The sequence below is a fragment of the Micromonospora maris AB-18-032 genome, assembly GCF_000204155.1.
In the GTDB taxonomy this organism is placed as follows: Bacteria; Actinomycetota; Actinomycetes; order Mycobacteriales; family Micromonosporaceae; genus Micromonospora; species Micromonospora gifhornensis.
This window is the reverse complement of the sequence record NC_015434.1, coordinates 4,566,400-4,591,757: the sequence shown is the minus strand read 5'-3', so window position 1 is coordinate 4,591,757 and position 25,358 is coordinate 4,566,400. Positions and strand designations below refer to the sequence as shown.

Sequence of the window (25,358 nt, the reverse complement as noted above, 5' to 3'; positions counted from 1 at the left end):
GGCCGCAGCGAGGGGTGACCGGCCAGCCGGTCAGCGCCCCCGCCGGGCGACGCCGGTCTCAGCGTCACCGGCGGGCGGCGTCGTCTCAGCGTCGCCAGCGCAGCGGCCCTGGATGCACCGACCAGAGCAGCCGCCGCCACCGGGACCGGGCGGCGCGCAGCGCGCCCGTGTAGCGGGTGGCCGCGTCGGCGGCGGCGTCGACCTGCGCGTCGGTCACCTGACCGGGGGCGAACCCGACCTGGTTGACCAGCCGGGCCAGATCGTCCACCGCCCGGTACGCGGCCACCGACTGATGCCCGGCCGGTCCCGCCCCAGCGACCGGCGACCCGGCGACCTCCGACGGGGCGGCTGGCGACGCGGCGGACAGGGCACGGCGAGCCGCGTCGGCGACCTCGGTGGCGGACAGGTCGGTGGGGACCGGCCGTCCGGCCAGCCGCAGCGCGTCGGTCAGTTCCCGCCAGGCACCGGCGACCCGCAGGTCGGCCGGGCCCCGGTGCAGCCGGTTGCGGGTCAGCGCGCGGCGCAGGCCGGCCAGGGTGGCCAGCGCCGCCACGACCAGCAGCAGGAAACCGGCGGTGGCGCCGGCGGCCAGCATCGGCGTGGACAGCCCGGCCTGATCGTCACCGCCCTCGGCAGATGCCGGGGGCGCGGAGGACGCGGACGGCTCCACGGTCGGCTCCGGCTGCTCCGACGGCGGTGGCTTCTCCGGCTGCGGCCGGAAGTCCTCCTCCACCGGCCGTGGTTCGTCGTCCGGGCGGGGCAGCGGGTCGAACGGCACCCAGCCCACCCCGTCGAAGAGCACCTCCGGCCAGGCGTACGCGTCACCGGCCCGCACCGGTCCGTCGCCCGGCGCGGCGAACCCGACCACCACCCGCGTCGGCAACCCGGCCAACCGGCCCAGCACCGCGAACGAGGCCGCGAACTGTTCGGAGGTGCCCCGCTGCCCGCCACCGTTACGCGGCCCGAACAGGAAGAACGCCAGATTCGGGTACGCGTGGCCACTTGGTGCGTCGGCGACCAGCCGGTAGTGCTCGGCCAGCCACTGCTCGATCGCCGCCGCCCGGGCGTACGGGGCGCCGTTCTCCTCGGCCAGCTGGGCGGCGAGCCGGCGCAACTGGTCGGGTGCGCCGTCCGGCACGTGCAGTACCCGGGCCACCTCGTCCCCGACCGGGGTGTTCGCGGTGGCCAGCAGGTTCGCGTCCGGACGTTCCCGAGCGGAGATCACCGTGTAGCGCAGCCCCGGACTGAGCCCGTCGGGCCGGATCAGGGTGCCGGTGCCCGGGTCGTAGGCCACCCGCGCGCCGGTGACCTCGCGTGGCGTGGCCACCGCCGGCAACAATCGTCCACTCAGCTCGTCGACGGTGATCTCCTGCCGGACCGTCTCCACGGTGGCGTACGTCGCCGGCTGGACGGTCGGCAGGATCCGGCCGGCGTTGCGGTAGGTGGCACCGACCCGCCAGGTCACCCCGTCGTAGTCGCTGAGCACGGCCAGCCGGATCCGGTTGCCACCGCCGGCTTCGGTGCGCACCTGGAACAGTTGCTGGTCGGGGCGCAGCGCCCAGCCGGAGATCCGGATCAGCGGGTTCTCGTCCAGCGTCTCGACCTGCGGCGGCTCGACGTAGCGGCGCGGGTCCACCGGTCGTACCTCCACCAGGGCGGCCACCGCCGGGCCGAGCAGCGTCGCCGCCGCGACCACCACCGCCGTACCGGCGGCCGAGGCCACCGCCAGCCGGGCCCGTACCCGCGAACGCACCGCCGGGGCCAGCGTGTCGAGCGGGTCGTCGCCGCGCCGGGCCGAGGCGGCCAGGCCCAGCCCGGCCAGCACCACCAGCGCCACGGTCGGGCCGATCGCCGGTTCGGCGTTGGGCCCGACGACGTACACCGCGCCGATGTGGAGCAGCACCGGTGGGAGGTAACCCAGCAGCACCCGCCCGGCGCGCAGGGCCACCTCCGCGCCGGCCAGCCCGGCCAGCCAGGCACCCACCAGCGGCACCAGGACCGTGTCCGGGGTCGGTTCCACCGGGATCATCGCGGTCAGCAGCCGGGGAATGCCGTTACCGGCGGCGTCGGCGGCCACCTGGGCGAACCCGCCCGGCAGACCGGCCCGATCGGCGGTCAGCCGCAGGCACCACGCCGTCCAACCGGCCATCACCAGCACCGACACCGGCGCGACCAGCCACGACGGCAGCCGCCGCGCCGCGACGCTGACCAGCACCGACCCGAGGGCCGCGCCGGCCACCAGAGCGGTCAGCAGCGATCCCGCGTACACCCGGTCCAGCGTCACCCCGGCCAGGACGACCATGCCGACCAGCGCCGCCGGCACCGGCACCGCCCGCAGCAGCCTCACCACCGGCGCACCCCGTCCCACTCGGCGGCGAACCCGGCCCCGTCGGCCGCGTCCACCACGAGCAGGCCGCCGGTACCCGGCGGTGTCGGTTCCGCCGCGCCGAAAACTCCGACCACCACCGAGGGGTACGCCCCGCGCAGCGCACCGACGTGCCCCAGGTCGTCGCGCCCACCGGGCCCGGTGAGTACGACCAGGGTGTCGCCGAGGCGGTCGCGGCGCAGCCGTGCCGCCGCAGCCTCCAGCGTCCCCTCGTCCGACAGCGACACCGCCGCCAACCGGTCCAACGGCCCGGTCGGTCCACCGTCGCCGGACCCGTCCGCTGCGGTGCTCGCCCCGGCGAGGTCGTCCGGCGCGGCGACGAAGAGCAGCGTCACGGGCAGGTCCTCGCGTACCGCCGCGGTGACCACCGAGGCCGCCGCCTCACATGCCGACTCGAACGACTCGGCCACTCCGCGTACCCGCTGCGGATGCGCCGCCAGCCGGTTGTCCAGCAGCACCACGATCCGGGGCAGGCTGGTGTCCACGTTCTCCCGCACCATCAGCTCACCGACCCGGGCACTGGTACGCCAGTGCACCCGCCGCAACTCGTCACCGACGACGTACTCCCGCAGAGAGTCGAAGGTGATCGAACCGTGCGGTACGGAGTCGACCCGGCCGTCGAGACTGCGGCCCGCGCCGGTGGGCACCGCGCGCAACGGATGAATCGTCGGGTGCACCCACACCGGCACGCTGTCGCCGTAGCTGCGCGCCACCACGACCAGGCCGAGTGGATCGCGGCGGGTCACCCGCAGCGGACCCACCGGCACCACGCCCCGGCGGGCGGTCGGCACCTCGTAGCGGACGGTGGTGTCGGCCCCCGGGCGCAGCCGCAGCACCGGCACCGGCACCACCTGGTCGCCGCACCGGTCGGCGGCGAGCAGACTCGCCGACCGCAACCGACCCATGTTGCGTACGGTCAACGTCATCGCCGCCGGCTCACCCCGCGCCACCCGGTCCGGATCCGCCTGCCGGCGTACCTGCAACCTGGGCCGCCACGCCGCGCTCAACACCGCGACCGCGACCGCGACGCCGGCCGCCGCACCGAGCACCGTCAATTCCGGGTACCCGAACCGGAAGCCGGTGCCGAGCAGCAGCACCCCGGCGACGAGCAGACCGATACCCCGGGCGGTGATCCCCACGCCGCTCCTCGCGATCAGGGCTGCGCCGGCGCCGGCTGCCCCGACGGCAACGGCACCGGCACCGACGCGACGGCCTGGCGCAACACGTCACCGGCGGTCACGCCACGCACCTGCGCGTCCGGAGTGAGCAGCAGCCGGTGGGCGAAGACCGGCTCGGCGAGCGTCTTGAGATCCTCCGGCATGATCCAACCCCGGCCGTCGATGAGCGCGTACGCGCACGCCGCCCGGGTCAACGCGATCACCCCGCGCGGGCTCACCCCGACCCGCACCTGCGGATGGGTACGGGTCGCCGCGGCCAGCCGCACCGCGTACGTGTACAGCGGCTCGGCGATGTGCACCCGGCGGGCCATCCGGACCATCTCCCCGATCGTGGTGGTGTCGGTGATCGCGGCCAGCGCCTCGGGGGAGCGGACCGTCGCCCCGCGCAGCACCTCCACCTCCACCGACTCGTCGGGGTAGCCGACGGAGAGCTTGACCAGGAACCGGTCCAGCTGCGCCTCCGGCAGCCGGTAGGTGCCGTCCATCTCCACCGGGTTCTGCGTCGCCACCACCAGGAACGGCTGCGGCACCGGATGGCGTACGCCGTCCACGGTGACCGTGCGTTCCTCCATCACCTCCAGCAGCGCCGACTGCGTCTTCGGCGACGCCCGGTTGATCTCGTCGGCGATGACGATGTTGGCGAACACCGGACCCGGATGGAACTCGAAGCCCCGGGTGGCCTGGTTGAAGATGGTCACCCCGGACACGTCCGACGGCAGCAGGTCCGGCGTGAACTGGATGCGCCGCCACTGCCCCTTCACGGTCGCCGCGATCGCTCGCGCGAGGGTCGTCTTACCCACCCCGGGCACGTCTTCGAGCAGCACGTGCCCCTGGGCGAACAGCGCCGTCAACGCCAGCCGGACCACCTGCGGCTTACCGAGCACCACCGCGTTGACGTTCTCCGCCAGCCGGGCGGCCAGGGCGGCGAAGCCCTGCACCTCCTGGTGGTTGAGGGGTTCCTGGCTGTTCACGGTGGTGCTCCTTGCCTGGGGTGGATCAGCAGGTGGGTAGAACGTTGATGTTGTCGCCGTCCTCCAGGTTCAACCAGACCCACGGGATGTAGTTGCGCCCGCTGTACTCGACCCGCACCCACCAGGTGCTGCGCTTGTCGTTGTTGTAGACGTACGCGTACACCTCCTCGCCGCGGACCTTGCACAGCGCCTTCAGCCGGGTGCCGGGTTTGGCCCAGCCGACCTGCCGGTCGTTGTCCTGCCGGGGCACCGAGAAGATCTCGTTGCCGTTGCGGCCGTCGCGGTCCCGGTCGCAGTAGGTGCGCTGCTCCGGCTCGTCGCCGTTGACACAGGTGGCGATGCCGTAGAGCGCATCGGTCTCCTGGGCCCGGGTCGCCGTACCCGAACCGGCGGCGTTGGTGGCCGTCACCGTGAACGTGTAACCGGTGCCCGGCGTCAACCCACCCATGGTGATGCTGGAGCACGGGCCGCTGGTGGCCGGCTGACCCGACCGGGCCAGCGTGCACGTCGCCTGCCCACCGCCGGCATCCACGGTGAACGCCACAGTCGCCGACGTCGCGGTCGCCGACGAACCGGTCACCGTCACCCGGGGCGGCGCCACCGTCCGCGCCGTCGTCGTCGCCTCCGGACCCTCACCGGCCTCGTTGACCGCCCGGACCCGCACCGTCACGTTCTGCCCGTCACCCAGGCCACCCACCGTCGTGCGGGTGTCGGTCACCTCGCTGCGCCGTTCGCCCACCTCCACCACGTACCCGGTGACCGGGCGGCCGTTGGCCTCGGCCGGGGCCCACTGCACCGACACCGTGCCCGGCCGATCCGCCACCGTGCCCGCGGTCAACTCCGCGGGCGCACCGGGCACCGTGAACGGCACCACCGTGTCGCTGACCGGCGACGACTCCGACGCCGCACCCTTGTCGTTGACCGCCACCACCGTGAACGCGTACTGCGTGCCGTACTCCAACTCACCGGCGGCGATCACCAACTCGGTGCCCTCCGACTCGCCGGCCGGGGCGTTCGTCCCCGCCGACGTGGCCGTCACCGCGTACCGGGCGATCTTGTTGCCCTGCCCGTTCGCCTCCGGCCAGGTCACCACCACCGTGCCGTCCGGCCGGGCCTGAGCCGAGACGCTGGCCGGCGCGTCCGGCACCTCCGCCGTCGGGGTCACCGGGTTGCTCTTACGGGCCGGTCCCGCGCCCTTGGCGTTCACCGCGTGCACGGAGAAGGTGTACGTCTCCCCGTTGGTCAACTCCTCGACCTGCACCGACCGCTGGTTCGCCCCCACCTCCAGGCGCTGCCCGGCACCCTCCACCACGTAGCGGACGATCTCCGCGCCGTTGGCCGCCGCCGGCCGCCAACTGACCCGCGCCTGCGCGTCACCTGCCGACGCGGTCACACTGCGCGGCGCGCCCGGCTTGCTCACCTGCGGCTTGCGCGGCGGGGGAGGCGGCGGCGGTGGCGGCTCCTCCGGCGGATCACCACCGAGCACGTCGTTGGCGTACTTGTCGACCTCACGTACCTCGTGCCGATCGTTGACGACCCGGGCGGTCGCCGCGTTCGGTGCGTTGATGAACAGGTGGTTCTCCCGCACCTCCAACTCCAGCGGCCCGCCCCAGCGGCCCCGGATGGTGTCCACCAACTGGCCCGCCGCGTCGAACGCGTACACCACACCCGCCGCGTCGTCGGCACAGTAGATCCGACCCGCCCAGGCCACCGCAGCACCCAGCCGGTCACCCTCACCCGGCACCGTGAACGACCGCACCTCGCCGTCGGCGACCGCGTGCACCTGCCGCTGCCCGGCCACCGTCACCGGCACCACCGGCCCGCTGGTACGCGCCGGCACCGTGCCCGGCCCGGTCAACTGCTCACCCAGCACCGTACGACGTGTCTCGCCCCGTACCACCGTCACCAGCGCCCCGGCCGTACGGTCCAGCACCGCCACCCCGTCATCAAGCGTGGACACCATCAACTCGTGGCTGGGCTCGGCCACGTCATGGGTCTCGACCTGCTGCGGCGACACCGGCGCATCCGGTGCCCCCGACGCCGGCAGCCGGGCGGCGGTGATCGCCGACACCGTGCCTTCGGCCGGCACCGCGATCCACAACCGACCCTCGCCGTCGAACGTGCCACCGGTGATCCCCGGCGGGTACCGCACCGGCTCACCCACCGGCGTCAGCGACCGGGGATCCAACTGCCGCACCACACCCTGCACCGCGTCCACCACGAACGCGGCATCCTCGTGCAGCGCCACACTGACGCCCAACCCGGGCGTGGTCGGCGTGGTCGCGGTGATCTGAAGCGTGGCCAGGTCAAGCGCGCTGATCTGGCCACTGTGCAGGTCACGCAGCACCAACATCCGATCCGTCTGCACCACCTGCATCGGATGCCGCCGCGCCGCGGGCACCTCCACCCGGGTGTCCACCCGGGCGGTCACCCCGTTGACCCGGGCCAGTTCGCTGCGCGCCGCGCTCCACAGCCAGGAACTCGCGTCGTAACTGGCCACCGCGTTGTCCGCCGAGCCGAGACCGAGCACGGTCAGACCCATCGCCGCCAGCAGCGCCAGCACCGTCGCCACGGTGACCAGACCACCCCGCAGCCGGGACCGGGACCGGGTCGTGCGGGTCGGAACGACCTCGTCCATGCTCGCCACAGTTGGCGCCTCCCGTGTCGTCCTGGCAGGTGGCGCCCCCGTACGGCAACCCCTCCCCTGAGCCGGGAGCCATCATATGGTCACGCTATGGACGCCGGGAACCCGCATTGTCCGCCTGTGGACACCCTGCGTGGGCGTGTCGTCGGCGTTTCCTCCCACCACTGTCGGGCCGCGACGGTGGGCCGGTGTCAGTCGGGTTGTCAACCCTCCCGGCTGGTGCATACCTGGCTGGAGGTGGCGAACTGGTCGGTGCCGTAGACGGCGAGAACGGTGAAGCAGTAGTCCACTCGGGAGTTCAGGCCGTTCACGGTGTAACTGGTCTCGCCAGGTCCCACGGTGGCCATCACCCCCAGCGCCTGACCGGCCCGCCCACCGGCCACCATGAACGGCACCAGCCCGTCCGCCGGGTCGACCCAGGTCAGGGTGATCGTGCTCCGGTCGTCGCGCAACGCGAGATCCGCAGGCGGCGCACCGCCCTGCGGCTGCGTCGACGAGTCGGGCACCGTCGGCGGCGCGGCGGACCGCCGGTCGAGGAGCAACAGCCCGACCCCGAGCATCGCCGCGAGAGCGACCACCACCGCGACCACGGCCACCACCACCACGACCCGGCTCCGGCCGGGTGCCGGCGTCATCATGGGATTTTGGTACGGCGGCGTGACCCCCGATCGCGCCGGCATCCCCGCCGGCGGCTGGCCGGGCGGTTGCTGCCCCCACCCGACTGGCGGGTACGCCGGCCCACCGGGCGGTGGGTATGCCTGCGGTGCCGCCGGTTGCGTCGGCAGCGGGTAGGCGTGCGGTGTCGCCGGTGGTGCGGGCGGTGGGAAAGCCTGCGGTGTCGCTGGTGGTGCGGGCGATGGATGAGCCTGCGGCGGCGTCGGTTGCGGAGGCGGTGAGTAGGTCGGCGGAGAGGGCGGGATCTGCTGGGCTGACCGCTGCGGATGCTCGGCACCGAAACCACCGTGTTGCTGCGGCCCGCCCGCGCTGCCGTAACCACCCGAACTGGCGGGTGGGTCGCCAGCCGGCAGGTGGTGCGGCGGCCCACCGGTCGGACGGTACGCCGGTGTCTCTGCGGCAGGGCCGGGAAGGGTGCCGGCGGCTGCGCGCGGGAACGGCACCCTGCCCGGCGGCCCACTTGTCGGTCCGGGCTGGGGCAGCGGCGCGGTCAACTCGTGCGCCGCGGGGCTCACCGGCGCGGCCTGCCCCGCGTCGCCGAACCCCGGCACCTGGTGCGCCTGCGGCCGGGACAGATCATCACCCGGTACGGAGGATGGCGCACTGGTCGGTGCTCCGCCGAGTGGGGGCGCGCTGTGCCGGGGTTCGTTGGCCTGGGGTGCGCTCTGCGGTGGCCCGCTGACGGGGAGCGTGCCGTGTGGCGGTCCGCTGACCAGGGCTGTGCCGTGTGGTGGTCCGCTGATCGGGGCTGTGCCGTGTGGTGGTCCGCTGACCGGGGCACCGTGTGGTGGTCCGCTGACGGGCGGCGCTGTGTCGTCGGGCGGCGTCGTAGCCTGCGCCCGGGAGCCGAGGCGAGCCGCCTCCTCCGCCAACAGCGGCCCGATCTGCTGGACCGGAATCGTCGGATTTGCCCATTGCGGCTGGGGTGGCGCGGCCAGCTGGCCGCCCTCCGGCTCCGCCGGCTCGGTGGCCGGCGCAGGTGCCGTCAGGCCCAGCACCTCCGTCGCGTCGACCATCTCCGGCGAGGTCTCCGTTGGCGACGATGCTCCCGTTGCCGTCGCTCTGGGCGACGTCGCCTCGGGCGGCAGCGCCAGACCTGGCTCACCCGGGCGGGTGGCCTGGTCGTGGAGGGCGGCCCTGGGCGCAGGTACCACCGGAGCAGGCGGCACCGATGCCGCCGGGCCGGGAATCGGCGGTGCCGTCGGTACGGGGCCAGGAGCCGACGGCGCGGACAGCGCTGGGCCAGGGGTCGGCGGCACCGGTGGGGCGATCGGGACGGGAGACGGCAGGTCGGGCGCAGAGGGGACGGCCGGGGTGGCCGGCGCAGCGGGTGCCACCGGGCGTAGTGGCGCGGTGGCGATTGACGCGTCGTGCGGCTGCCAGGCGGTCGACAGGACGGCCAGCGACACCGTCGGCTCGGCAAGTGCTCCATGCGGCGACTGATCGACCGGAGTCGGTTGACCGGCCGGGGGAGCCGCCGGCTGGAGGGCGGGTGCGGCGTCGCCGAGATACTCGCGTGCTGCACGTACCGCGGGATGATCCACACCGAGCACGGCGGGGCCGGCGGTCGCGACGCGCATGTAGTTCCGGCGGGCCTCGTGGCGGTTGCCCAGCTCGTCCGCGACGGATCCCAGTTCGTACGACAAGGCCAGCATGAGCGGGTCCGACAGCGGCCACCGGCGCTCCCCGGCGGCGAACGCCTCCTCCAGCACCCGGCGGGCGGCACTCGGCTCGTCCGCCTCCCGGTGCAGCCGAGCCAGCAGGTGCGCGGTGCTCAGGACATCCGGATGATCCTTGCCGAACGGCGGCCGAGCAGACTCGAACGCGTCACTCAGCAGCTCACGGGCGGCGGCAAGGTTGCCCGCCCCACGCAGTGCGAGGGCACGCTGCTGGGCGACGGCCAGGGGAGAGGCATGGGGCACGTGGCCCATGCTGCCGGGTGCCGCCGCTGCACCGCTACCCGACCCGCGGGCCCGGTACGCACGCGTCCCGGACCCCGGCCCGTCCGGCCTGGGCGGGCGGCGGATGCCGATGTGCATGATCCATCTGCGGCGTGTACAGTAACTCCCCGTGCGGCCCGCTGGGCGGCCTTCGGATGGTGGACCACCGAGGCTGGCAGGGTAGGCTGGACAGAGCAGGTCCGGGTGGCGGAATGGCAGACGCGCTAGCTTGAGGTGCTAGTGCCCGCATAGGGCGTGGGGGTTCAAGTCCCCCCTCGGACACGAACCAAATCCCAACGGTGCGCGGCAAGGTCAACACTTGCCCGCACCGTTTGTGTGAGGTGGCTGGCCTTGTCTGGGGTCTTGGCCGCGGTTGCTGCCTGCTGGTGTTGTTCGGCACGGAGTCGTTCGGCTTGGGTTTCGGCGACCCGGCGGGCCAGTAGTCAACTCCAGCGTGGGTGTGGCACGCGGCCACCGCGCGATCTTCGGCTGTCCTTGTCAACCATTGGTGATCACGCGGTGGCCGTCCTACGTCCGCAGCGCGCCTGACGCCGGGGCCGGAAAACGTTGGAGTGCTACGGAGTGCACTTCTGGCCGGCTGGAAGGTGGTACTTGCTGTCGGCGCCGAAAACCCGCTTCGTCACACAGTCGCTACCGAAGGCGGAGCGGTACGGAGGATTGGTCTGGACGAACTTGCTGCAGTTCTGGTTCCCGATGGTGCAGGTGCGCTCGAAGCGGTTGTAGACGGTCGCAGCGCTGGCCGGCACCGCGGCAGTGGTCAGGCCGATTGCGGTGACAAGCAGCCCAGCCAGCAGTGCGGTGATCCGCTGGGGTCCGGTTACAGATGGACGAAGCATCATGGCCTCCCTTCTTGAGCAGCGTTTCGAGTCTGAACGTGGTCGGCGTGACTGTCGTGGCGGACTAGGAAAGCTCCATGCCGTACGAGTAGCGGGTGTCGCCCCAGTGGCACGCGGAGATGGACTTGTTCCCGCTGCTCGGCGTCTGCCAGTTGCCGTACCGCATGTACCAGTTGTGGGGCCAGATTCCTCCCCGGCACTGCGTCCAGGAGCGGTAGGCTCCGTTACCCTTCGTGCAGATGACGAAGGAGCCGCGCGGCCCGTCCAACCCTGTCAGGCAGGAACTGGCGACCGGGGCGGCCTGCGCGGGTGATACACCCGTGAGCGTCGCCGCGATCCCCGCCGCCGCCAGAGCGGCGACGACGCCGAGTCGCCGTACAGGCGACATCACCGCAGTTGCGGTCCTGATCGGTTCGAATGCGCTTCCCACTTGTCCTCCATCAACCTCGAGGCTCGTCTGGCCTTTGGGACATTGAAGCGGCTGAGGTCGGGGGCCCGGCGTGATCCTGGAAAACGTTGGAAGAACCGCGAGAGCAGCTCGCGTCTGCGACTACTCTCCGTGATGGTGATCGCTGTCCCGATTGGACGCGGCCGGCGACGCCGAGGCTGTCTTCGTGCTCAAGGATCGTCCTACTCGTAGTCCCATACCAATCCGACTATGCGTTCTGGGGCCAGCGCGTCCTGATCGAACGTGTTGCTGTACCTGCCGTCCTCGCCCTGCGGTAGGACATTGCCTTCCGGAAAGGAGTACCCGTCGGGAAAATGGCCTATCGGGAACGGCGCCGCAAACCATCGCACGCGGTGTGGGTGTGCCTTGGGTGAGAACCCAACGGAGAGGCGGACGACACGTGTCGTGACGAACTGGCGTTTGCCGTAGATGCCTCGTGGCTCACGGTTTCGATTCTCGACGGTGGTGATCGCGAACTCGAAGGAGTGCGCCTCGTCGACGGCGAGTGCGTCGGCGAATTCGAGATGGAAGACGTACGAGCCTTCTCCCACTCGGATCACTCGGGGAACTCGAACGGTGCCTCGCGGATCCACGACGACACGACGCAGGCCTGAGTCGGGCGGACACTCAAATGCATACAGGAAGCGGCGCAGCCCGGGTGCGGTGGCGCGGATGGTTCGTCGAAACAGCACTCGGGACGTGTTCCTGAGCTCGTCCACGTCGATATGCTCATCGAGCTCGATGATCTCGAATGGTCCGGCAAGGTTGTAGTCCTCGGGGCTCACCTCGTGGGTGCCTTCGATGTTCGCGATCTCGACCTCGTCGCCATGCGCGACTTCGATCACCGGCTGCCCCGGGCCACGCCGGAGGTTTCGTCGTACGGCCAGGTCGTCTCGCAGTTCCTGAAGCTCTTTTCGCTCCGTCGGAGTGGCCTGCAGAACGGAGAGGAGGTCGTCGAGCGTATCCACGGGCGGCAGCGTGGTGCCGTTCAGGTAGTTGTAGAGGGTCGCCTGGGAGACCTTGATCATCGCCGCTATCGAGCCAACAGCCACCGATCCTTCGCGCCGCCTCAGGCGTTGCAGGAGCAGGCTGAGTTCTCTGGCCAAGCTGGCGCGGGTGTAGGAGTTTGATCTTCCTCCATCGGTAGCCCGCCTTGCCACGCACCCTCCTCGGATTCTTGATCACTTGCGCGCCGTTCTGACTCACCTTATCTCGTAACTAATCAATTGCAGTCGGTCTATCAGAAAGGTGTCGCAGGCCCGTCAAGGCGACCAGGATCGCTTAGGTTCACGGATTCGGGTGACCGGCACTGGAAACCGGCGGATGGTGAGACTGGGGCGATTCGTCTCCAAATGAACGCGTTGGTTATCGAGGGCAAATGAACGAAATGAGATGCCGTCGATAATCGCGGGGGCAGACCGGCCGTTTGACGCATGGCTGCGCAGCGGACAGCGGGGGACCGGGCTGAGGAGACCACCAGTCAGGTAGCTGACATGCCGACCCTGTATCGGGTGGCGACCTCCGTCGTCTTGGTGGTGGCGCGGTTCGCGCGCCTTCGTCGTACGGGAGGTTCTCATGTCACATCAACGTTCTCGCAGCCGGTGGTGGCGGCTCGGCTTCGGTCTGGCCCTTGCCGGCACGACCGGAGCCGCAACCCTCGCGGCGTCCGGCGCGCCGGTCTCCGCCGCCGCGAGCGACGAACTGCCGACCTACCAGGTCCGCGCCACGGGCATCAGTGAAGCCGAGGCCGCCGAGCTGGGTGAGGCGTTCGGCATCAAGCGCCTGTCCCGCTCCGAGGATGGCAGCGTGCGGTTCGCGGACGAGAAGGGCTTCCTCGACATCCCGTCGATCTTGGTCGGCGACACGGGTAAGGACGAGGACGGCAACCCGACGGTCGGCAGCGTCCTGGACAAGGCGGCGTTGGCTCGGCTGCGTCCGATCGACGCCGAGAAGGCGCTGGGCCTGACCCGCGAGGCGCTGGCCCGTGTCGGTCTCTACCCGGATCAGGCCCGGCCCACCGTCGGCCACACCAGCCTGGAGATGGTCGACGCCAAGGGCAAGCCGACGGCGTCGGCGGCGCTGGACACCACCGTGTCGTTCTCGTTCAGCCTGGACGGGCTGCCGTACGAGGGACCGGGCGCGAAGATCCGGGTCGGCTTCGGCCCGGACGGCGAGGTCACCCAGTTGTCGTACAGCACGCGGCTGCTGGAGAAGGGCGAGCCGGTGCGGGTCCTTGACCCCGAGGCCGGTCGGGAGCGGTGCGCCAAGGCCATGCAGGGCGCCGTACGGATCCGGCAGGCCGACTACGCGTACGCGGCACCTGCCCTGGACGCGAAGCTGGATCGCATCGAGCCGAGCTTCCGTTGCTCGGGGGTCAACGCCGACGGTTCGGCGGCGCAGATCATCTTCGTTCCGGCGGCCGTGGACGCCGAGTTGCCCGAGATCGATCCGGTGCCGGTGCCGCCGCGGCGACCGGCGACGGCGTTCGCGGCACCGGGCGTGCAGTCTCTGGGTGTCGTCGACGTGGGCAGCGAGGGCACCGGCCCGTGCTCCGGTCTGCCGTGGACCGGCACCAACCTCGCCTCGTTCAACGGCCAGTTCAGCTCGCGCGGCATTCCGGTCGAGTTCAGCTGGCTGAACGGCAACGCCTGGGAGCGGGACTTCAAGGACCCGAAGTTCGGGGGCACCGACAGCAACTGGACCGACCACGTCGACATGACCTACTGGCAGGGTCACGGAGCGCCCACCGGGTTCAGCTTCTCCGGGTGCAGCAGCAAGGACGACACGTTCCTGGCGAACACCGAGGCCCGCTGGGGTAACGGGGATGTCGAGTGGATGAGCCTGTTCACCTGCCTGGTGCTCGCCAACGACTCCGGCGGGCAGCGGTGGTGGCAGCGCTGGGGTGGCGCCTTCGACGGCCTGCACCAGCTCAACAGCTTCCACACCGTGTCGTACCACAGCGCCAGCCACGGCGGAACGTTCGCCAACTACATGCTGCGTTCGCCGTTCCTCTGGTGGAACAACCCGATGCCGGTGCGGAAGGCGTGGGCGCAGGCTTCCATCGACGACCAGCCCCCGTCGGTGGTGTGGGCGACAATGGGCCCGGTCGGGCCGGGCGGTCTGGTCAACTTCGACGACTACTTCTGGGGCAAGGGCAACGTCGGCCCGGACGTGCCCGCCTCGTCGTTGACCGGCTGGTGGTACATCTCCGGCACCTCCTGAGTCGCTGACCCGCCGGGGGCCCCGGGCGATGCCCGGCCCCCGGCGCGGTCGTTTCAGGCTGCGCCGTAGGCGGTCAGGCCGCACCAGGTGACGAAATCGGCGGGGGAGGCCGGCGGCTCGGCGGCCCGCACGGCCCACAACGCGCCGGCCAGCGACTCGCCGCGGACGACCCGGTCGTGCAGCCGTGGCATCAACGCCAGCGACGCGCCGTCCGGCAGCGGTACGCCGGACGCGATCACTCCGGCGGTACCGCCGGCCATCAACGCGCTGACGAAACCCAGCACCTCGCCACCCTCGTAGTCGCGTTCGACTCCGGAGTCGCAGGCGGCCAGCACCACCCGGTGCGGGGCGACGGCGCGGCTGTGCAACTCGTAGACGGTGAGCGGGCCGTCGCTGAGTTCGAGTGCCGAGAACAGCGGGCTGTCCGAACGCAGGTGGCCGTGGCAGGCCAGGTGCGCGAGGTCGGCCTGCCGGAGGGCAGCGACGACGGCCTCGACGGTGCTCTGCGGTGGCAGCAGCGTCGTCGCCCGGGGGTGACGGGCTTCGAGGGCCTGCACCTCGGCTACCGCACCGTCCAGGTTGGGGCCGGCCACCAGCGCGACCCGCTGTCCCGCTGGCCGGGACTCGGCCGCTCGTCGGCTCCGCGCCCACATGGTGGCCGACGGCGCGCCGCACACCGGACCCGGGTGCAGCGGGGACCAGGGCACCCGCAGCAGCTTCGCGGGCGGCACCACGACCAGCGGTGCCCCCGGTGGCACCCCGAGTGGCGCGATGAGCAACTCGGCGAGGGTGTCCAGGCAGGTCCGGGCGGCCGAGCGGGCCTGGTCGGTGTAGCGGCCGCCGTGCAGCAGCCGCCGCAGCGCGAAGTGCAGCGCGACGGTCTCCTGTTCCACCCTGGACAGCGCGCCGAGCTGGATCCGGCGGGTCCGGTGCGGACCGACGAGGACCGCGACGATCGTGTCGTCCACCGTCGCGAACTCGGCGAGCCACTCGCCGTCGAGCAGATCACGGAGTTGGCCCGCGGTCACGATCTCGGCCGACCGCGTCGTCTTCCCGTCGCGGCCCCACGATCGTCGCCGGATCTGCGCCTCCAACGCGGCCTGACGGGCCAGCAGGGTGCGCGGTAGTGGGCCACGTTCGCGCCGCGCCGCCCGCAGTTCCTGCTCGACCGTACGCAGCGCGATCACGAGGTCGTCGAGGTCGTCGTGAGCCGCGGGTTGCACGGTCAGCAGGGCAGCGGCCCGGGTGCGTTCCAGCCAGTGCAGCACCCGACTCGGGGGAGCGGTGCGCAGCAGGTGACGCAGACCGAGGTCGCCGAGTTCCACGCCGTGCCCGGCGGCCAGCACCCGCAGTTCCACCGAGGGCAGCGCCGCGCGGTGGCGGGCGAGGTCGGCCAGGCCGGCCCCGCAGTGCCGCACCACGGCACCCGCGTCGGGCGCTGCCCGGCGGGTCGCTGCTTTCTGGCGGTACGCCGATGTCGTGCGGGGTCGAGCGGTGGCGTCGGCCAGCAGGGCCAGCGCCAACCGTCCGCGTAGCCGCACCAGCAGCGGTTGCCCGTCCGCCAGGGCACCGGCCGCTGCCAGGTGGCGTCTGCCTCGCCGCTGGTCGTCCGTGGCCAACGCCGCCCGTCCGGCCACCAGATGCGCCTCCACCGCGTTGGCCCGTAGACCGAGTCGATGCAGGGTGGCCGCCGCGTGACCGAGTCGACGTACCGCGATGGTGGTGAAACCGTCCGCGACGGCGTCCGCCTCCACGGCGGTGACGACGGCCCACGCCGCCCAGGCGGTGCGGCGTTGCCGCCGGAAGTCACGCACGGCGCTTGTCGCGTCGGCGCGGGCCGTGTCGATGTCGCCCAGCGCCAGCGCCAGCCGGGCACAACGCAGCCGCGCCTCCGCGGCCATCAGCCGGGCACCGTGCCGTTCGAGGTCGGTGGCGGCCAGCCGGGCTACCGTCGCGGCCTCGTCCAGCAGACGCAGTTCGGCAAGCGCGTCGGTGTAGTCCAGATAGTGTTCGCCGAGCGGCAGCCCGGCCGCGGTGTAGAGCCGGCCGGCCTCGGCGAACCGGCGCAGACTCTCGGTGAACCTGCCGGCATGGAAGCTGGACCAGGCCCGACTGTTCTCGATGACCGCCGACAGCATCGGTCCCAGCTCGCTCGCCAGCGAGGCCGCCCGGTCCAGGTAGGCCAGCGCCGCCTGCGGACGACCGAGCTGGGTCTGCGCGTACGACAGGTTGTTGGCCGCCTTCACCCAGATCACCGGCGGGCAGGCGGACTCGGCGAGCACCACCCGGTACTGACGCGCGGCCGAGCGCACCCGACCGGCGTTGTGGTCCAGGATGGCGAGCTGCATGAGCAGTTCGGGACGCTGCTGCGGGGACACCAGGCCCGCCGCCCGCCGCAGATCCCGGGTTGCCGCGGGATACCGGCCGAGTTCCTGCAGCGCCACCGAGCGGGTGAGGAGCACCTCCCCGAGGCGACGGTGCAGGCCACGGCGGGTGGCCAGCCGGGCCGCGGAATCCAGCAGACGCTTGGCCGTCTCGTTGTCCAGTACCGCGTGGCGGGTCCAGGCCAGCGCCCGCAGACCCACGATCAGCGCCTCGTCGTTTCCCGCCCGGCGGGCGAGGTCGACGATTTCCCTCGCCGTCGCGGTGTATCTCGCGGGGTCGAGGACGACTCTGGAGTACGCGGCATCGGCCTCTGCCACGAGATCCGCGCAAAGCTCAGCGGTCATCGTGGGACCGCTCGTCGCCGTACGTCAATGTCCGCAGTCTATCCGTACCCAGCGTCGGGTTATTGCTGGTGGTACCGCGAGCCGTGACCGAATCTGATTGCCGTCACCGCACCGGGACCACCACGATCCTCAATAGGAGCGTCACTGTGACCATCAAGCCCAGGCATCCTTCGGCATCGGCCCCGGACGAGTTCCCGGAGCACCGCTCCGGGAAGCAGCTGAAGATCGACGCCGCCCACGTCCGCCGGCAACTACAGGTGATGCTCGTCGACGCGAGACGCGGGCGCACCAGCGAGATCATCGACCAGATGCGGGAGCGGCAGGAGCGGGCGCCGCGGCAGTTCGCCCTGCCGTTCGACAGGTATCCGGTGACCGACCTGGCCGGACGACGGACCTACGTCCTCGTCGCGCGGGGTCAGCTGGTGGTCGACTTCGAAGCGAGCCGACCGGAATCCGACCCGCAACGAGTGCTGCGCCGGTTGGGCTACCGGCCGTGGCAGCGCGGCTGGTCGCCGGAGCGGCCCACCAGGGTGTTCGAAGGTCGCAAGACCCCACAGGAGTTGGCCGGTGACGTCGGCCAGTTGACGAAGCTGGGCATCACCGCCGCGCCGCACCTGGTCGTACCGCTCGGACACATCATCAAGGGCGACGACTATCCGTTCGCCACCGCCGCCCTCGGCGACTTCCCGCAGACCGCGGCTGCCGGCAGACCGGGCGCCCCGGCGGTACGGGTGGCGGTCATCGACACCGGCATCACCCCGGAGGACCGGACCGACAGCTGGCTGGACAGCATCGACCGGCGGTCGGACAACACCGAACTGCTCGACGTACTGCCGGTCGTCAACGGCCGCGCGGGGGACGGCCGGCTCGACTGGTCGGCCGGGCACGGCAGCTTCGCCGCCGGCATCGTGCAGCGGGTGGCGCCCCGCTGTGAGGTGCGGGCGTACCGGTTCACCCGCAGCGACGGGCTGGGCACCGACAAGGACGCCGCCGAGGCGATGTTGCGCGCCGTGCACGAGGCCGCCGCCGACGGCGTACGGTTGATCATCAACGCCTCGATCGGTACGCCCGCGGTCGACGGTGTGCCGCCGCTGGCCCTGCAGAGCGCGGTGCGGACGATCGTGGACCGGTTCCCGGAGGTCCTGATCGTGGCGAGCGCCGGGAACAACGGCAGCAAGGATCCGATGTATCCGGCGGCCTTCGACGGTGTGGTCGCGGTCGGTGCGCTGACCGCGGACCTGCAACCGGCCCCGTTCTCCAGCCACGGCGACTGGGTCGACTGCTCCTGCGTCGGCGTCGGCGTGGTCGCCACGTTCGTGACCGGCACACTGCCGCCGGTGCCGGACCCGGCGGTGGCCGACTACACGTTCCCGGCGAACTCCTGGGCGGTCTGGAGCGGCACGTCGTTCTCCGCCCCACAGATCAGCGGTCTGGTCGCCAGGGCCTGCCTGAACGATCCCAAGCTGACTCCCCGGGACGCGTGGGACGCGTTGCTGGCAGGGCGGCACACCCTCCCCGACTACGGGCGGGTACTGCGGGTGCTGCCGGGCACGCCGCTCTGAGGACCACGGCTGCCGGCCGGCGTCACGCCGGCCGGCACCGTCAGTCCAGTCTCACCCAGGCCGTGGCGATCGCGCTGCGTCCGGGGCGATGCCAGGTCAGCCGCATCAGCCCGACAGCGACCGCCGCCACGACGAACCGACCCTGGTCGTCGGCGTCCACCGGGGCGGCGGCGTCACCTCCGGGCTGCCGTACCTCGATCCGGGCCGCCCCCGGCGGATGCAGCTGGCCGAGCAGCCGCCGGTACCGGCCGGAACCGCTGACCTCCACCTCGACCGCCTGCGGGGTGTCGTCCGTGCCCTCGACCTCGAAGGTGAGCAGCCGGGGGAGGGTGCCCTGCTCACCGGCGCGTACCGCGGACCCGACCGGGTCCAACGCCGAGTCGGCCACCAGCGCCGCCAACTCGGTGTCGACCTGGCGCAGACCGAAGCTCTGCTTGGCCAGCTCCACCGCCGTGGCCGGCGGTGGGTCCGCCGCCCGGATCAGCTCGCCGAGGGGGGCCAGCAGCCGATCGTCCGCCCCCGGCGCCGGCGTCTGCGGCCCCGTGTGCTCGTCGTCCACGATTCCTCCCTCAGTGCTCGGGTTGCCGTTTCCTCCTACGAGTCGCGAAGCGCGTCACTGATACCCTCCGCGTCGAGGAGGCGGCGTAGTCGTGCCAGGCACCGCCCCCGGATCGGGCCGAGACTACCCACCGGCATCTCCAGCGCCGAGGCCACCAACTCGTAGGAGACCCGGTCACCGTCCGGATCGATCAGCAGCAGTCGCAGGATCCGTTGGCAGCGGGCGTCGAGCCGGCCGAACTCACGCCACAGCCGGGCGTTGCGGTCCGCGATCAGCACCGGCTGGTCGGCTGACGAGGACGGTCCGCGCAGGCGATCCAGCAGCCGGTCGTCGTCCGTGGGCCGGACCCGCTTGGTGGGCCGCAGCAGACCCAGGCACTCCCGGCGGCAGGTGGTGCCGAGCCAACCGGGCAGGCGAGCCGGATCCTGGATCGTGTCGAGATTCTCCAGCAGTCGCAGCCAGGTGAGTTGGAACGCGTCCGCCGCGTCGGCCGAACTCAGCCCGAACTGCCGGCAGATGGACCAGATCAGCGGGCTGAACCGGTCCACGAGGTCGTTCCAGGCCACCTGATCGCCGGCGGCGGCGAGCTGCAGCTGGTGCGCGATGTCCTGCTGCCCAGCGGCCACCGGTCGGGGCGAATCCGCTTCGGTGTGCCGCTGTCTCATGCGAAGCCTTCCGACGTGCCGGCCGCGCAGCTGTCAGTGGGCGAGCGGGACTCCGGCCGCACACACGTCGAGGTGAGAGCTGAGCAGACCAGCGGATCCTATCGGATGCAATGGATGCGACGAGGACAGGTTGCGGACGGGCCGGGGGCACGCCGGGTGGCGTGCCGCCGCGGCCGCACCGCACCGTCAGACCCGGACGTCGAGAGCGCAGAGCTGGGCCGCGCGTACCAGGTGCAGGATCCGGAACCGGGACTGGCCGCCGGTGTACCAGGGGCGGACCAGACCGCGCAGCACCAGAGCGCGGACCGCACGGCCGCTGTCGGGCAGGCTGCGGCCGGTCAGCGCCATCACCTCGGCCAGGTCGAAGGTCTCACCCTGGCCGCAGAGCGCGTCGAGCAGGTCGCGTTCGGCGGTGGGCAGGGTGCTCAGCCGGCGTTCCAGGGCGTCGCGCAGGCTGGTGCCGCCGTCGGGGCCGGCGAGGTGGTGCAGCAGTCCGGACGGACCGTCGTGCAGGCAGTGGTGCAGGGTCGCGATGTCGTAGACGACGAGCCAGGAGGCGGCGGCGTGGATGGCCTGCGGTATCCCGTCGAGGCGGCGGCAGATCTCCGCGATCAGGGCGGTCTCCCGGGCATCCGGGTCGACGTCGGGACGGTACCGGCGGGCCCGCTCCATGAAGATCCGGACGGCGGGCGCGTGCGCGTCGAAGGGTTCGCCTTCGTCGGCGACGGCCAGCGGGTTGAGCAGGAAGTGTCGCTCACCGGGCACCCCCAGCGGGAACGCGGCGGTGACCAGGATGCGCAGGCCGGGGCAGTCGCGCAGCAGCTGCACCAGGCGGCCGGGGTGGGCGACCTCCCGCACCCCGTCGAGCACCAGCAGCGGCGGCCGGTCGGCGACGATCTCGACGAGGGCGGCGATGGCGTCCGTGCCGTCCGCGGGGTGCGTACTGTCGCCGAGCAGTTGGTCGGCGGCGGCGCGTACCAGGGTGGAGAGCCGGTCACCGCTGGTCGGGCCGGTCACCGGACACCAGAGCACCGGGGTACGGTCCGCCGCGTGCATCCGGGTCGCCACCTCGATGGCCAGCCGGGTCCGGCCGACCCCGTCTATCCCGACGACGGTCACCAGCCGTTCGGCGCCGGTGGCGAGTTCGTCGACGATGACGGCGGTCTCCGGTTCCCGCCCGAGCTGCACGTCGATGGCGAAGGGGGGCGCCGGCGGGTCGGCCTCGTAGCCGGCCTTCACCGCCCAGCTGGTCCGACCCTCCCCGGCGGCCGACTCCAGGTCGGCGCGGGCCCGTGCCCCGAGCCGCAGGCCGTCGGCGATCAGCCGGACGGTGTCCTGGCGCGGTCGGCGGGCCCGGCCCTGTTCGAGGTCGCGGATCGCCCGGACGCTGACGGTGGACAGGTCCGCCAGTTCGCGCTGGGTCAGCCCGATACGCATGCGATGTTGGCGTACCAGTAATCCGAACAGTGGCACGGTGTCGCCGGTCGGCAGGTCGATGCTCATCTGGTGTCCCACTCCCTATCACGATGTCGTGGCGCGGGGGTAGCGCGCCTGGAAGCGCCGCCCGGCACCGCTCACGACACCGGGACAACCGCCGTCACACACCATGGTCGGGATCTCACTATCGGCCGGCCATCATGCCGCCAATCGGCAGCATTTTCGCAGCTCAGGGTGGATTTCCCAGGGGTTTGTCGAGGGTGGGCGCGCCGCTGGTGCGCCGCGCCGTGATAACCGTGATAGCGGCGAGGTCAGCCGGCGGACGGGTCCGCGGCGGTCAGCTCCTGCGCCAGCCGTTCCGCCTCACGCAACTCGGCCCGCATGCCCCGGGCCCGGAAGGTCTCCGTGGCCTGTTCCAGCAGCCCGCCGGCCTCGGCGAACTCGCCGGTGTGGAACAGCAGCCGGGCCAGGTCGAGGCGTACCAGCGCCGCACCGCCGAGGTCGATGATCTTCTCCCGTACGGTCAGTGCCTGCGTGTACGCCTCGCGGGCCTGCTCGTGGCGGCCACTGGCCTCGTACACCTCACCGAGGTTGCGCAGCAGGTGCCCCTCGCCGATGATGTCGCGGCTGCGGCGGACCATTTCCAGCACCCTGGTCAGCACCTGTTCCGCCTGCGCGTGTTCACCCCGGCGCAGCAGCACCTGCCCCGCACGGCGCAACGCGTGCGCCTCCCCGTGCGAGTACCCGACGGAACGGAAGGCGGCCAGCGCCTCGTCGAGCTGCTCCTGCGCCATGGCGGTGTGACCGCGGCGCATCCACACGTACGCGCTCTGGGTCAGCACCGTCGCCCGGCCGATCACGTCCCCGACCCGATCGAAGTCACGGGCCGCCTGCTCGTAGAGCACGAGCGCGCGGTCGTCCTCACCGATCTGCCGGTCCAGCAGGGCGAGATCCCGGCGGCACAGGGCGAGGCCGTGCAGATCCTCCAGGTCGTCGAAGATCTCCAGCGCCGCGGTCAGCGACTGCCGCGCCTCGTCCGGCTGCTGCCGGCTCAGGTGCATCGTGCCCAGCGACGCGAGGACGGCGGCGATGCCGCGTCGGTTGCCCGCGTCCCGGGTGGCCTCCAGTGCCCGCTGGTGCGTCCGTTCCCACTGGTCGAAGTAGCCGCGCGCCTCGAACAGGGTGACAAGCGTGGTGGCCAGGTTCCAGGAGAGCTCGTGCAGACCCGCGTGGGCGGCCTGCTCGACGGCCAGGCAGAGGTTGGGCTGCTCGCTGTCGAGCCATTCGAGCGGATCGGTCAGCAGGTTCTCCACGTAACCGGCCGGCGGATGCCACCGCATGCCGTCGCCCTGCAGCAGCGTGTAGGCGCCGCCGTAGATGCGGGCGTGCGCCTGCTCGGCGATCGACAGCCAGCCGCCGATCATCCGTTCGGTCGCCGCGCGCTGCACGGCTTCGCCATCGTGCAGGGTGAGCTGTTCGCGGGCGAACAGCCGGATCACCTCGTGGAACCGGTAGCGGAACTCCCCGGTGCGCTCGATCGCCACCGCGTCCAGCATCTGCACGTCGACCAGGGGCTCCAGCAGGTCGGACGGGAACGGCCGGTCGTCGTCGAGCAGGGCACCCGCGATCCAACCCGGCACCGTCGGCCCCTGCGCCAGGCTGAACAGCCGCAGCAGCCGCCGGTCGGGGCGGCGTAGACCGTCGTGGGTCAGCGACAGGCTGGCCCGCATCGTCATCTCGCCGTGCGCGAGCTCATCGAGCCGGTGCCGCTCGTTGGCCAGCCGGTGCACCATCGACGCGAGGTTCCAGTGCGGCCGGGCGGCCAGCCGCGCGGCCACGATCCGCAACGCCAGCGGAAGCCCGCCGACCGTACGGACCAACGCGATGGCCGCCTCCTTCTCCTGGCTCACCCGCTCGACGCTGATCACCCGGCCCAACAGTTGCAGGGCCTGCTCCTGGTCGAGCACGTCCAGCTCGACCCGCTGGGCGCCGGGCAGCGCGGTCAACCTCGACCGGCTGGTGACCAGGACCGCACAGCTGCTGCTGCCCGGCAGCAGCGGCATGATCTGGGCCTCGTTCGCGGCGTCGTCCAGGACCACAAGCATCCGGCGGGAGGCCAGCAGCGTCCGGTACATCTCGGCGCGTTCGTCGGTGCTGTCCGGTATCACCGGGCCGGGAATGCCGAGGGCCCGCAGGAACCGGCCGAGGGCGTCCTTCGCGCTGACCGTGTCGACGCCGACCCCCCGCAGGTCGCAGTAGAGCTGACCGTCGGGGAACCGCTGGGCGCCGAGCCGGTGCGCGACATGGGTGGCCAGTGCGCTCTTGCCGATGCCGGGTTTGCCGGCGATGACCACGAGCCCGAGTGCCCGCTGCCCGTCGCCGCCGACCAGCGCGGCCTCGATCGTACGCAGGATCGGCTCGTTGACGACGAAGTCCGCGGTGTCGGCGGGCAGCTGGTGCGGCTGCTCCTCGCCGTACGGGGACAGCGGCGCGGTGGGAACCTCGGGGACGCGCGGTGCCGCGGTCACCGGGGCCGGCGTCGCCGGCAGGTGCAGGGCGGGATCCCTGGTGAGAATGGCGGTCTCCAGTTGCCGCAGCTCCTCACCCGGCTCCAGCCCCAACTCGTCGTTGAGCAGCTGCCGGCCGGCCCGGTAGATGTCGAGCGCCTCCGCCTGCCGGCCGGAGCGGTGCAGCGCCAGCATCAGCTGTCCGCGCAGCCGCTCGCGCAGCGGATGCTCGTGCAGCAACTGGCTGATCTCACCGACCAGCTCGTGGCCGCGCCCGAGGTTCAGTTCCAGACCGAGGTACGTCTCGATGGCCGCCAGCCGCTCCTCGTCCAGCCGCAGCCCCCGGGTGCGCAGGGCGTCACTGGGTACGCCGCTGAGGCAGGGTCCCCGCCACAGTGCCACGGCGGCGCGCAGCCGCTCGGCCGCCTCGGCGAGCCTGCCTTCCTTGACCAGCACCCGCGAGGCCATCACCTGCCGGTTGAACACCTGCAGGTCCACGCTGTCGTCGTCGGTGCGCAGGAGGTAGCCGGGGGCGCGGGAGATCACCGAGGCGCTGACGCCCGCCTCGGTGAAGCTCTTGCGCAGGCGTGACACGCAGATCTGGATCTGGGTGCGGGCGGTGTCCGGTGCCTCGTCCGGCCAGACGAGGTCGAGCAACCGGTCGGTGTCGACGAGTCGGCCCGCTTCCATGAGCAGGCAGGCGAGGATGACTTCCTGACGCCCCGGTGGGATCCGAACCGTCTTGGTCGGCCCGTCGACCTGTAGCGGACCGAGAACGCGGAAGACGATTCCAGCCTCAGCGACCGGGCTGGCGAGGATCAGGTTGCGCATGGTACTCCCGGGCCGACACTGTTTCTGTCGAAACAGTGCACTCCATTGAGGATGCATTTGTCCAGCAGTCGAAACGAATGCGCGATGCTTCTATTGCTATCTATGGATATTGCCCGTTTCTGTTGTATTTCTGCAGCTCTGCAGGCTGTCGCCCCGCGGGAACGGCGTGAAAATGCAACTCCCGCACGGCGTGCCGCCGCCGTTACCGTAGGCGGAACCACCCGGACCACCCGCCGGCACGGATAGACACGACGGCGAAGAAAGCGCCGTGATAGGCGGGAGTTGTCCGTCTCGTGGAGATTGTGTTCGCCGGCCGCACACACGGGTGGGGGCCAGCTAGCCAGACAAGAGGAGACCGCCGGATGACCTGCCATGGGGGTTCGCTGAAGTACAGTGCCGCCACTGCGGTCGGGGTCGACCACGTGCGCCTGTCGTACCACTATCTCAACATCGGCGACATTGACGGATACGGCTCACTGCTCGACGAGAACGTGCAGGTCCAGCGACCGGACATGGCGCACGGCTGCGGGCGTAACGAGGTGCTGCGTACCCATGCCCTGGTAGCCGGGCCGCCGAGCCACCACCAGATCTACAAGGTGATCGCCGACGGTGACGGTGTCGCCGTCACCGGCCGGTACACCGATCTGCCGGGTCGGACCACGCTGGACTTCGTCGACGTGTTCACCCTGACCGACGAGGGGATGCTGCTGGGCTACCGGCGCTTCTACTACGTCGCACCGGACTGAC

Annotated in this window: 16 protein-coding genes and 1 tRNA gene; 4 read left to right on the top strand and 13 right to left on the bottom strand. The window is 71.7% G+C overall.

All coding sequences use genetic code 11. The features are described from left to right. Window positions 1-85: 85 nt before the first annotated feature. The 5 genes from VAB18032_RS20205 to VAB18032_RS32955 all read right to left on the bottom strand — a co-directional run bounded on the left by VAB18032_RS20205 (window position 86) and on the right by VAB18032_RS32955 (window position 9,776). Entirely contained in the window at window positions 86-2,368 is a 2,283-nt protein-coding gene (locus tag VAB18032_RS20205) for a transglutaminase domain-containing protein (RefSeq protein ID WP_013734762.1), read from the bottom strand. Beyond that, window positions 2,344-3,525 (bottom strand): DUF58 domain-containing protein, encoded by a 1,182-nt coding sequence (locus tag VAB18032_RS20200; protein WP_013734761.1) that lies wholly within the window; start codon window positions 3,523-3,525, stop codon window positions 2,344-2,346. The genes VAB18032_RS20205 and VAB18032_RS20200 overlap by 25 nt, the downstream gene beginning before the upstream one ends. Before the next feature lie 14 nt (window positions 3,526-3,539). After that, window positions 3,540-4,535 (bottom strand): AAA family ATPase, encoded by a 996-nt coding sequence (locus VAB18032_RS20195; RefSeq protein ID WP_013734760.1) that lies wholly within the window; start codon window positions 4,533-4,535, stop codon window positions 3,540-3,542. A gap of 25 nt (window positions 4,536-4,560) precedes the next feature. After that, window positions 4,561-7,173: a fibronectin type III domain-containing protein gene (locus tag VAB18032_RS20190; RefSeq protein ID WP_013734759.1), complete on the bottom strand. Its 2,613-nt coding sequence runs from the start codon at window positions 7,171-7,173 to the stop codon at window positions 4,561-4,563. A 209-nt stretch (window positions 7,174-7,382) separates the two neighbouring features. Continuing rightward, on the bottom strand, window positions 7,383-9,776 hold the full coding sequence (locus VAB18032_RS32955; RefSeq protein ID WP_232510831.1) for a tetratricopeptide repeat protein: 2,394 nt from the start codon (window positions 9,774-9,776) through the stop codon (window positions 7,383-7,385). Between the two features lie 216 nt (window positions 9,777-9,992). On the opposite strand from VAB18032_RS32955, the gene VAB18032_RS20180 reads away from it, so the two are divergent. Continuing rightward, window positions 9,993-10,076 (top strand) — tRNA-Leu (locus VAB18032_RS20180). Window positions 10,077-10,369: 293 nt separating this feature from the next. Here the strand turns inward: VAB18032_RS20180 and VAB18032_RS20175 are convergent. The 3 genes from VAB18032_RS20175 to VAB18032_RS20170 all read right to left on the bottom strand — a co-directional run bounded on the left by VAB18032_RS20175 (window position 10,370) and on the right by VAB18032_RS20170 (window position 12,205). Beyond that, a complete protein-coding gene (locus VAB18032_RS20175) occupies window positions 10,370-10,651 on the bottom strand; it encodes a hypothetical protein (RefSeq protein WP_126710604.1) in 282 nt (93 codons plus the stop codon). 64 nt (window positions 10,652-10,715) lie between these two features. After that, on the bottom strand, window positions 10,716-11,039 hold the full coding sequence (locus tag VAB18032_RS31870; RefSeq protein ID WP_148272322.1) for a hypothetical protein: 324 nt from the start codon (window positions 11,037-11,039) through the stop codon (window positions 10,716-10,718). A gap of 242 nt (window positions 11,040-11,281) precedes the next feature. Beyond that, a complete protein-coding gene (locus VAB18032_RS20170; RefSeq protein ID WP_158309508.1) occupies window positions 11,282-12,205 on the bottom strand; it encodes a helix-turn-helix domain-containing protein in 924 nt (307 codons plus the stop codon). 469 nt (window positions 12,206-12,674) lie between these two features. Between VAB18032_RS20170 and VAB18032_RS20165 the strand changes: the two genes are divergently transcribed. Beyond that, a complete protein-coding gene (locus VAB18032_RS20165; RefSeq protein ID WP_013734754.1) occupies window positions 12,675-14,321 on the top strand; it encodes a DUF6345 domain-containing protein in 1,647 nt (548 codons plus the stop codon). A gap of 53 nt (window positions 14,322-14,374) precedes the next feature. Here VAB18032_RS20165 and VAB18032_RS20160 read toward each other — a convergent pair whose 3' ends face one another. Next, on the bottom strand, window positions 14,375-17,050 hold the full coding sequence (locus VAB18032_RS20160; RefSeq protein ID WP_013734753.1) for a CHAT domain-containing protein: 2,676 nt from the start codon (window positions 17,048-17,050) through the stop codon (window positions 14,375-14,377). A 146-nt stretch (window positions 17,051-17,196) separates the two neighbouring features. Between VAB18032_RS20160 and VAB18032_RS20155 the strand changes: the two genes are divergently transcribed. After that, window positions 17,197-18,612 carry a S8 family peptidase gene (locus VAB18032_RS20155; protein WP_013734752.1) on the top strand — a complete coding sequence of 472 codons (1,416 nt, stop codon included), beginning with the start codon at window positions 17,197-17,199 and terminating at the stop codon, window positions 18,610-18,612. 40 nt (window positions 18,613-18,652) lie between these two features. Here the strand turns inward: VAB18032_RS20155 and VAB18032_RS20150 are convergent, their stop codons facing one another. The 4 genes from VAB18032_RS20150 to VAB18032_RS20135 all read right to left on the bottom strand — a co-directional run bounded on the left by VAB18032_RS20150 (window position 18,653) and on the right by VAB18032_RS20135 (window position 24,611). Continuing rightward, complete coding sequence (locus VAB18032_RS20150; protein WP_013734751.1) at window positions 18,653-19,171, bottom strand: hypothetical protein; 519 nt, start codon at window positions 19,169-19,171, stop codon at window positions 18,653-18,655. 35 nt (window positions 19,172-19,206) lie between these two features. Beyond that, complete coding sequence (locus VAB18032_RS20145; protein ID WP_013734750.1) at window positions 19,207-19,836, bottom strand: RNA polymerase sigma factor; 630 nt, start codon at window positions 19,834-19,836, stop codon at window positions 19,207-19,209. A gap of 186 nt (window positions 19,837-20,022) precedes the next feature. Next, window positions 20,023-21,339 carry an ATP-binding protein gene (locus VAB18032_RS20140; protein WP_013734749.1) on the bottom strand — a complete coding sequence of 439 codons (1,317 nt, stop codon included), beginning with the start codon at window positions 21,337-21,339 and terminating at the stop codon, window positions 20,023-20,025. Between the two features lie 245 nt (window positions 21,340-21,584). Then, complete coding sequence (locus VAB18032_RS20135) at window positions 21,585-24,611, bottom strand: AfsR/SARP family transcriptional regulator (protein WP_013734748.1); 3,027 nt, start codon at window positions 24,609-24,611, stop codon at window positions 21,585-21,587. A 362-nt stretch (window positions 24,612-24,973) separates the two neighbouring features. Between VAB18032_RS20135 and VAB18032_RS20130 the strand changes: the two genes are divergently transcribed. Beyond that, a complete protein-coding gene (locus tag VAB18032_RS20130; protein ID WP_013734747.1) occupies window positions 24,974-25,357 on the top strand; it encodes a nuclear transport factor 2 family protein in 384 nt (127 codons plus the stop codon). The last annotated feature ends 1 nt before the right edge of the window (window position 25,358 follow it).

Bases quoted from the DNA above. Each gene is read 5' to 3' on its own strand.
- VAB18032_RS20135 (WP_013734748.1), bottom strand. From the start codon at position 24,611: ATGCGCAACCTGATCCTCGCCAGCCCGGTCGCTGAGGCTGGAATCGTC.
- VAB18032_RS20165 (WP_013734754.1), top strand. From the start codon at position 12,675: ATGTCACATCAACGTTCTCGCAGCCGGTGGTGGCGGCTCGGCTTCGGT.
- VAB18032_RS20160 (WP_013734753.1), bottom strand. From the start codon at position 17,050: ATGACCGCTGAGCTTTGCGCGGATCTCGTGGCAGAGGCCGATGCCGCG.
- VAB18032_RS20140 (WP_013734749.1), bottom strand. From the start codon at position 21,339: ATGAGCATCGACCTGCCGACCGGCGACACCGTGCCACTGTTCGGATTA.
- VAB18032_RS20175 (WP_126710604.1), bottom strand. From the start codon at position 10,651: ATGCTTCGTCCATCTGTAACCGGACCCCAGCGGATCACCGCACTGCTG.
- VAB18032_RS31870 (WP_148272322.1), bottom strand. From the start codon at position 11,039: ATGTCGCCTGTACGGCGACTCGGCGTCGTCGCCGCTCTGGCGGCGGCG.
- VAB18032_RS20130 (WP_013734747.1), top strand. From the start codon at position 24,974: ATGACCTGCCATGGGGGTTCGCTGAAGTACAGTGCCGCCACTGCGGTC.
- VAB18032_RS20145 (WP_013734750.1), bottom strand. From the start codon at position 19,836: ATGAGACAGCGGCACACCGAAGCGGATTCGCCCCGACCGGTGGCCGCT.
- VAB18032_RS20190 (WP_013734759.1), bottom strand. From the start codon at position 7,173: ATGGACGAGGTCGTTCCGACCCGCACGACCCGGTCCCGGTCCCGGCTG.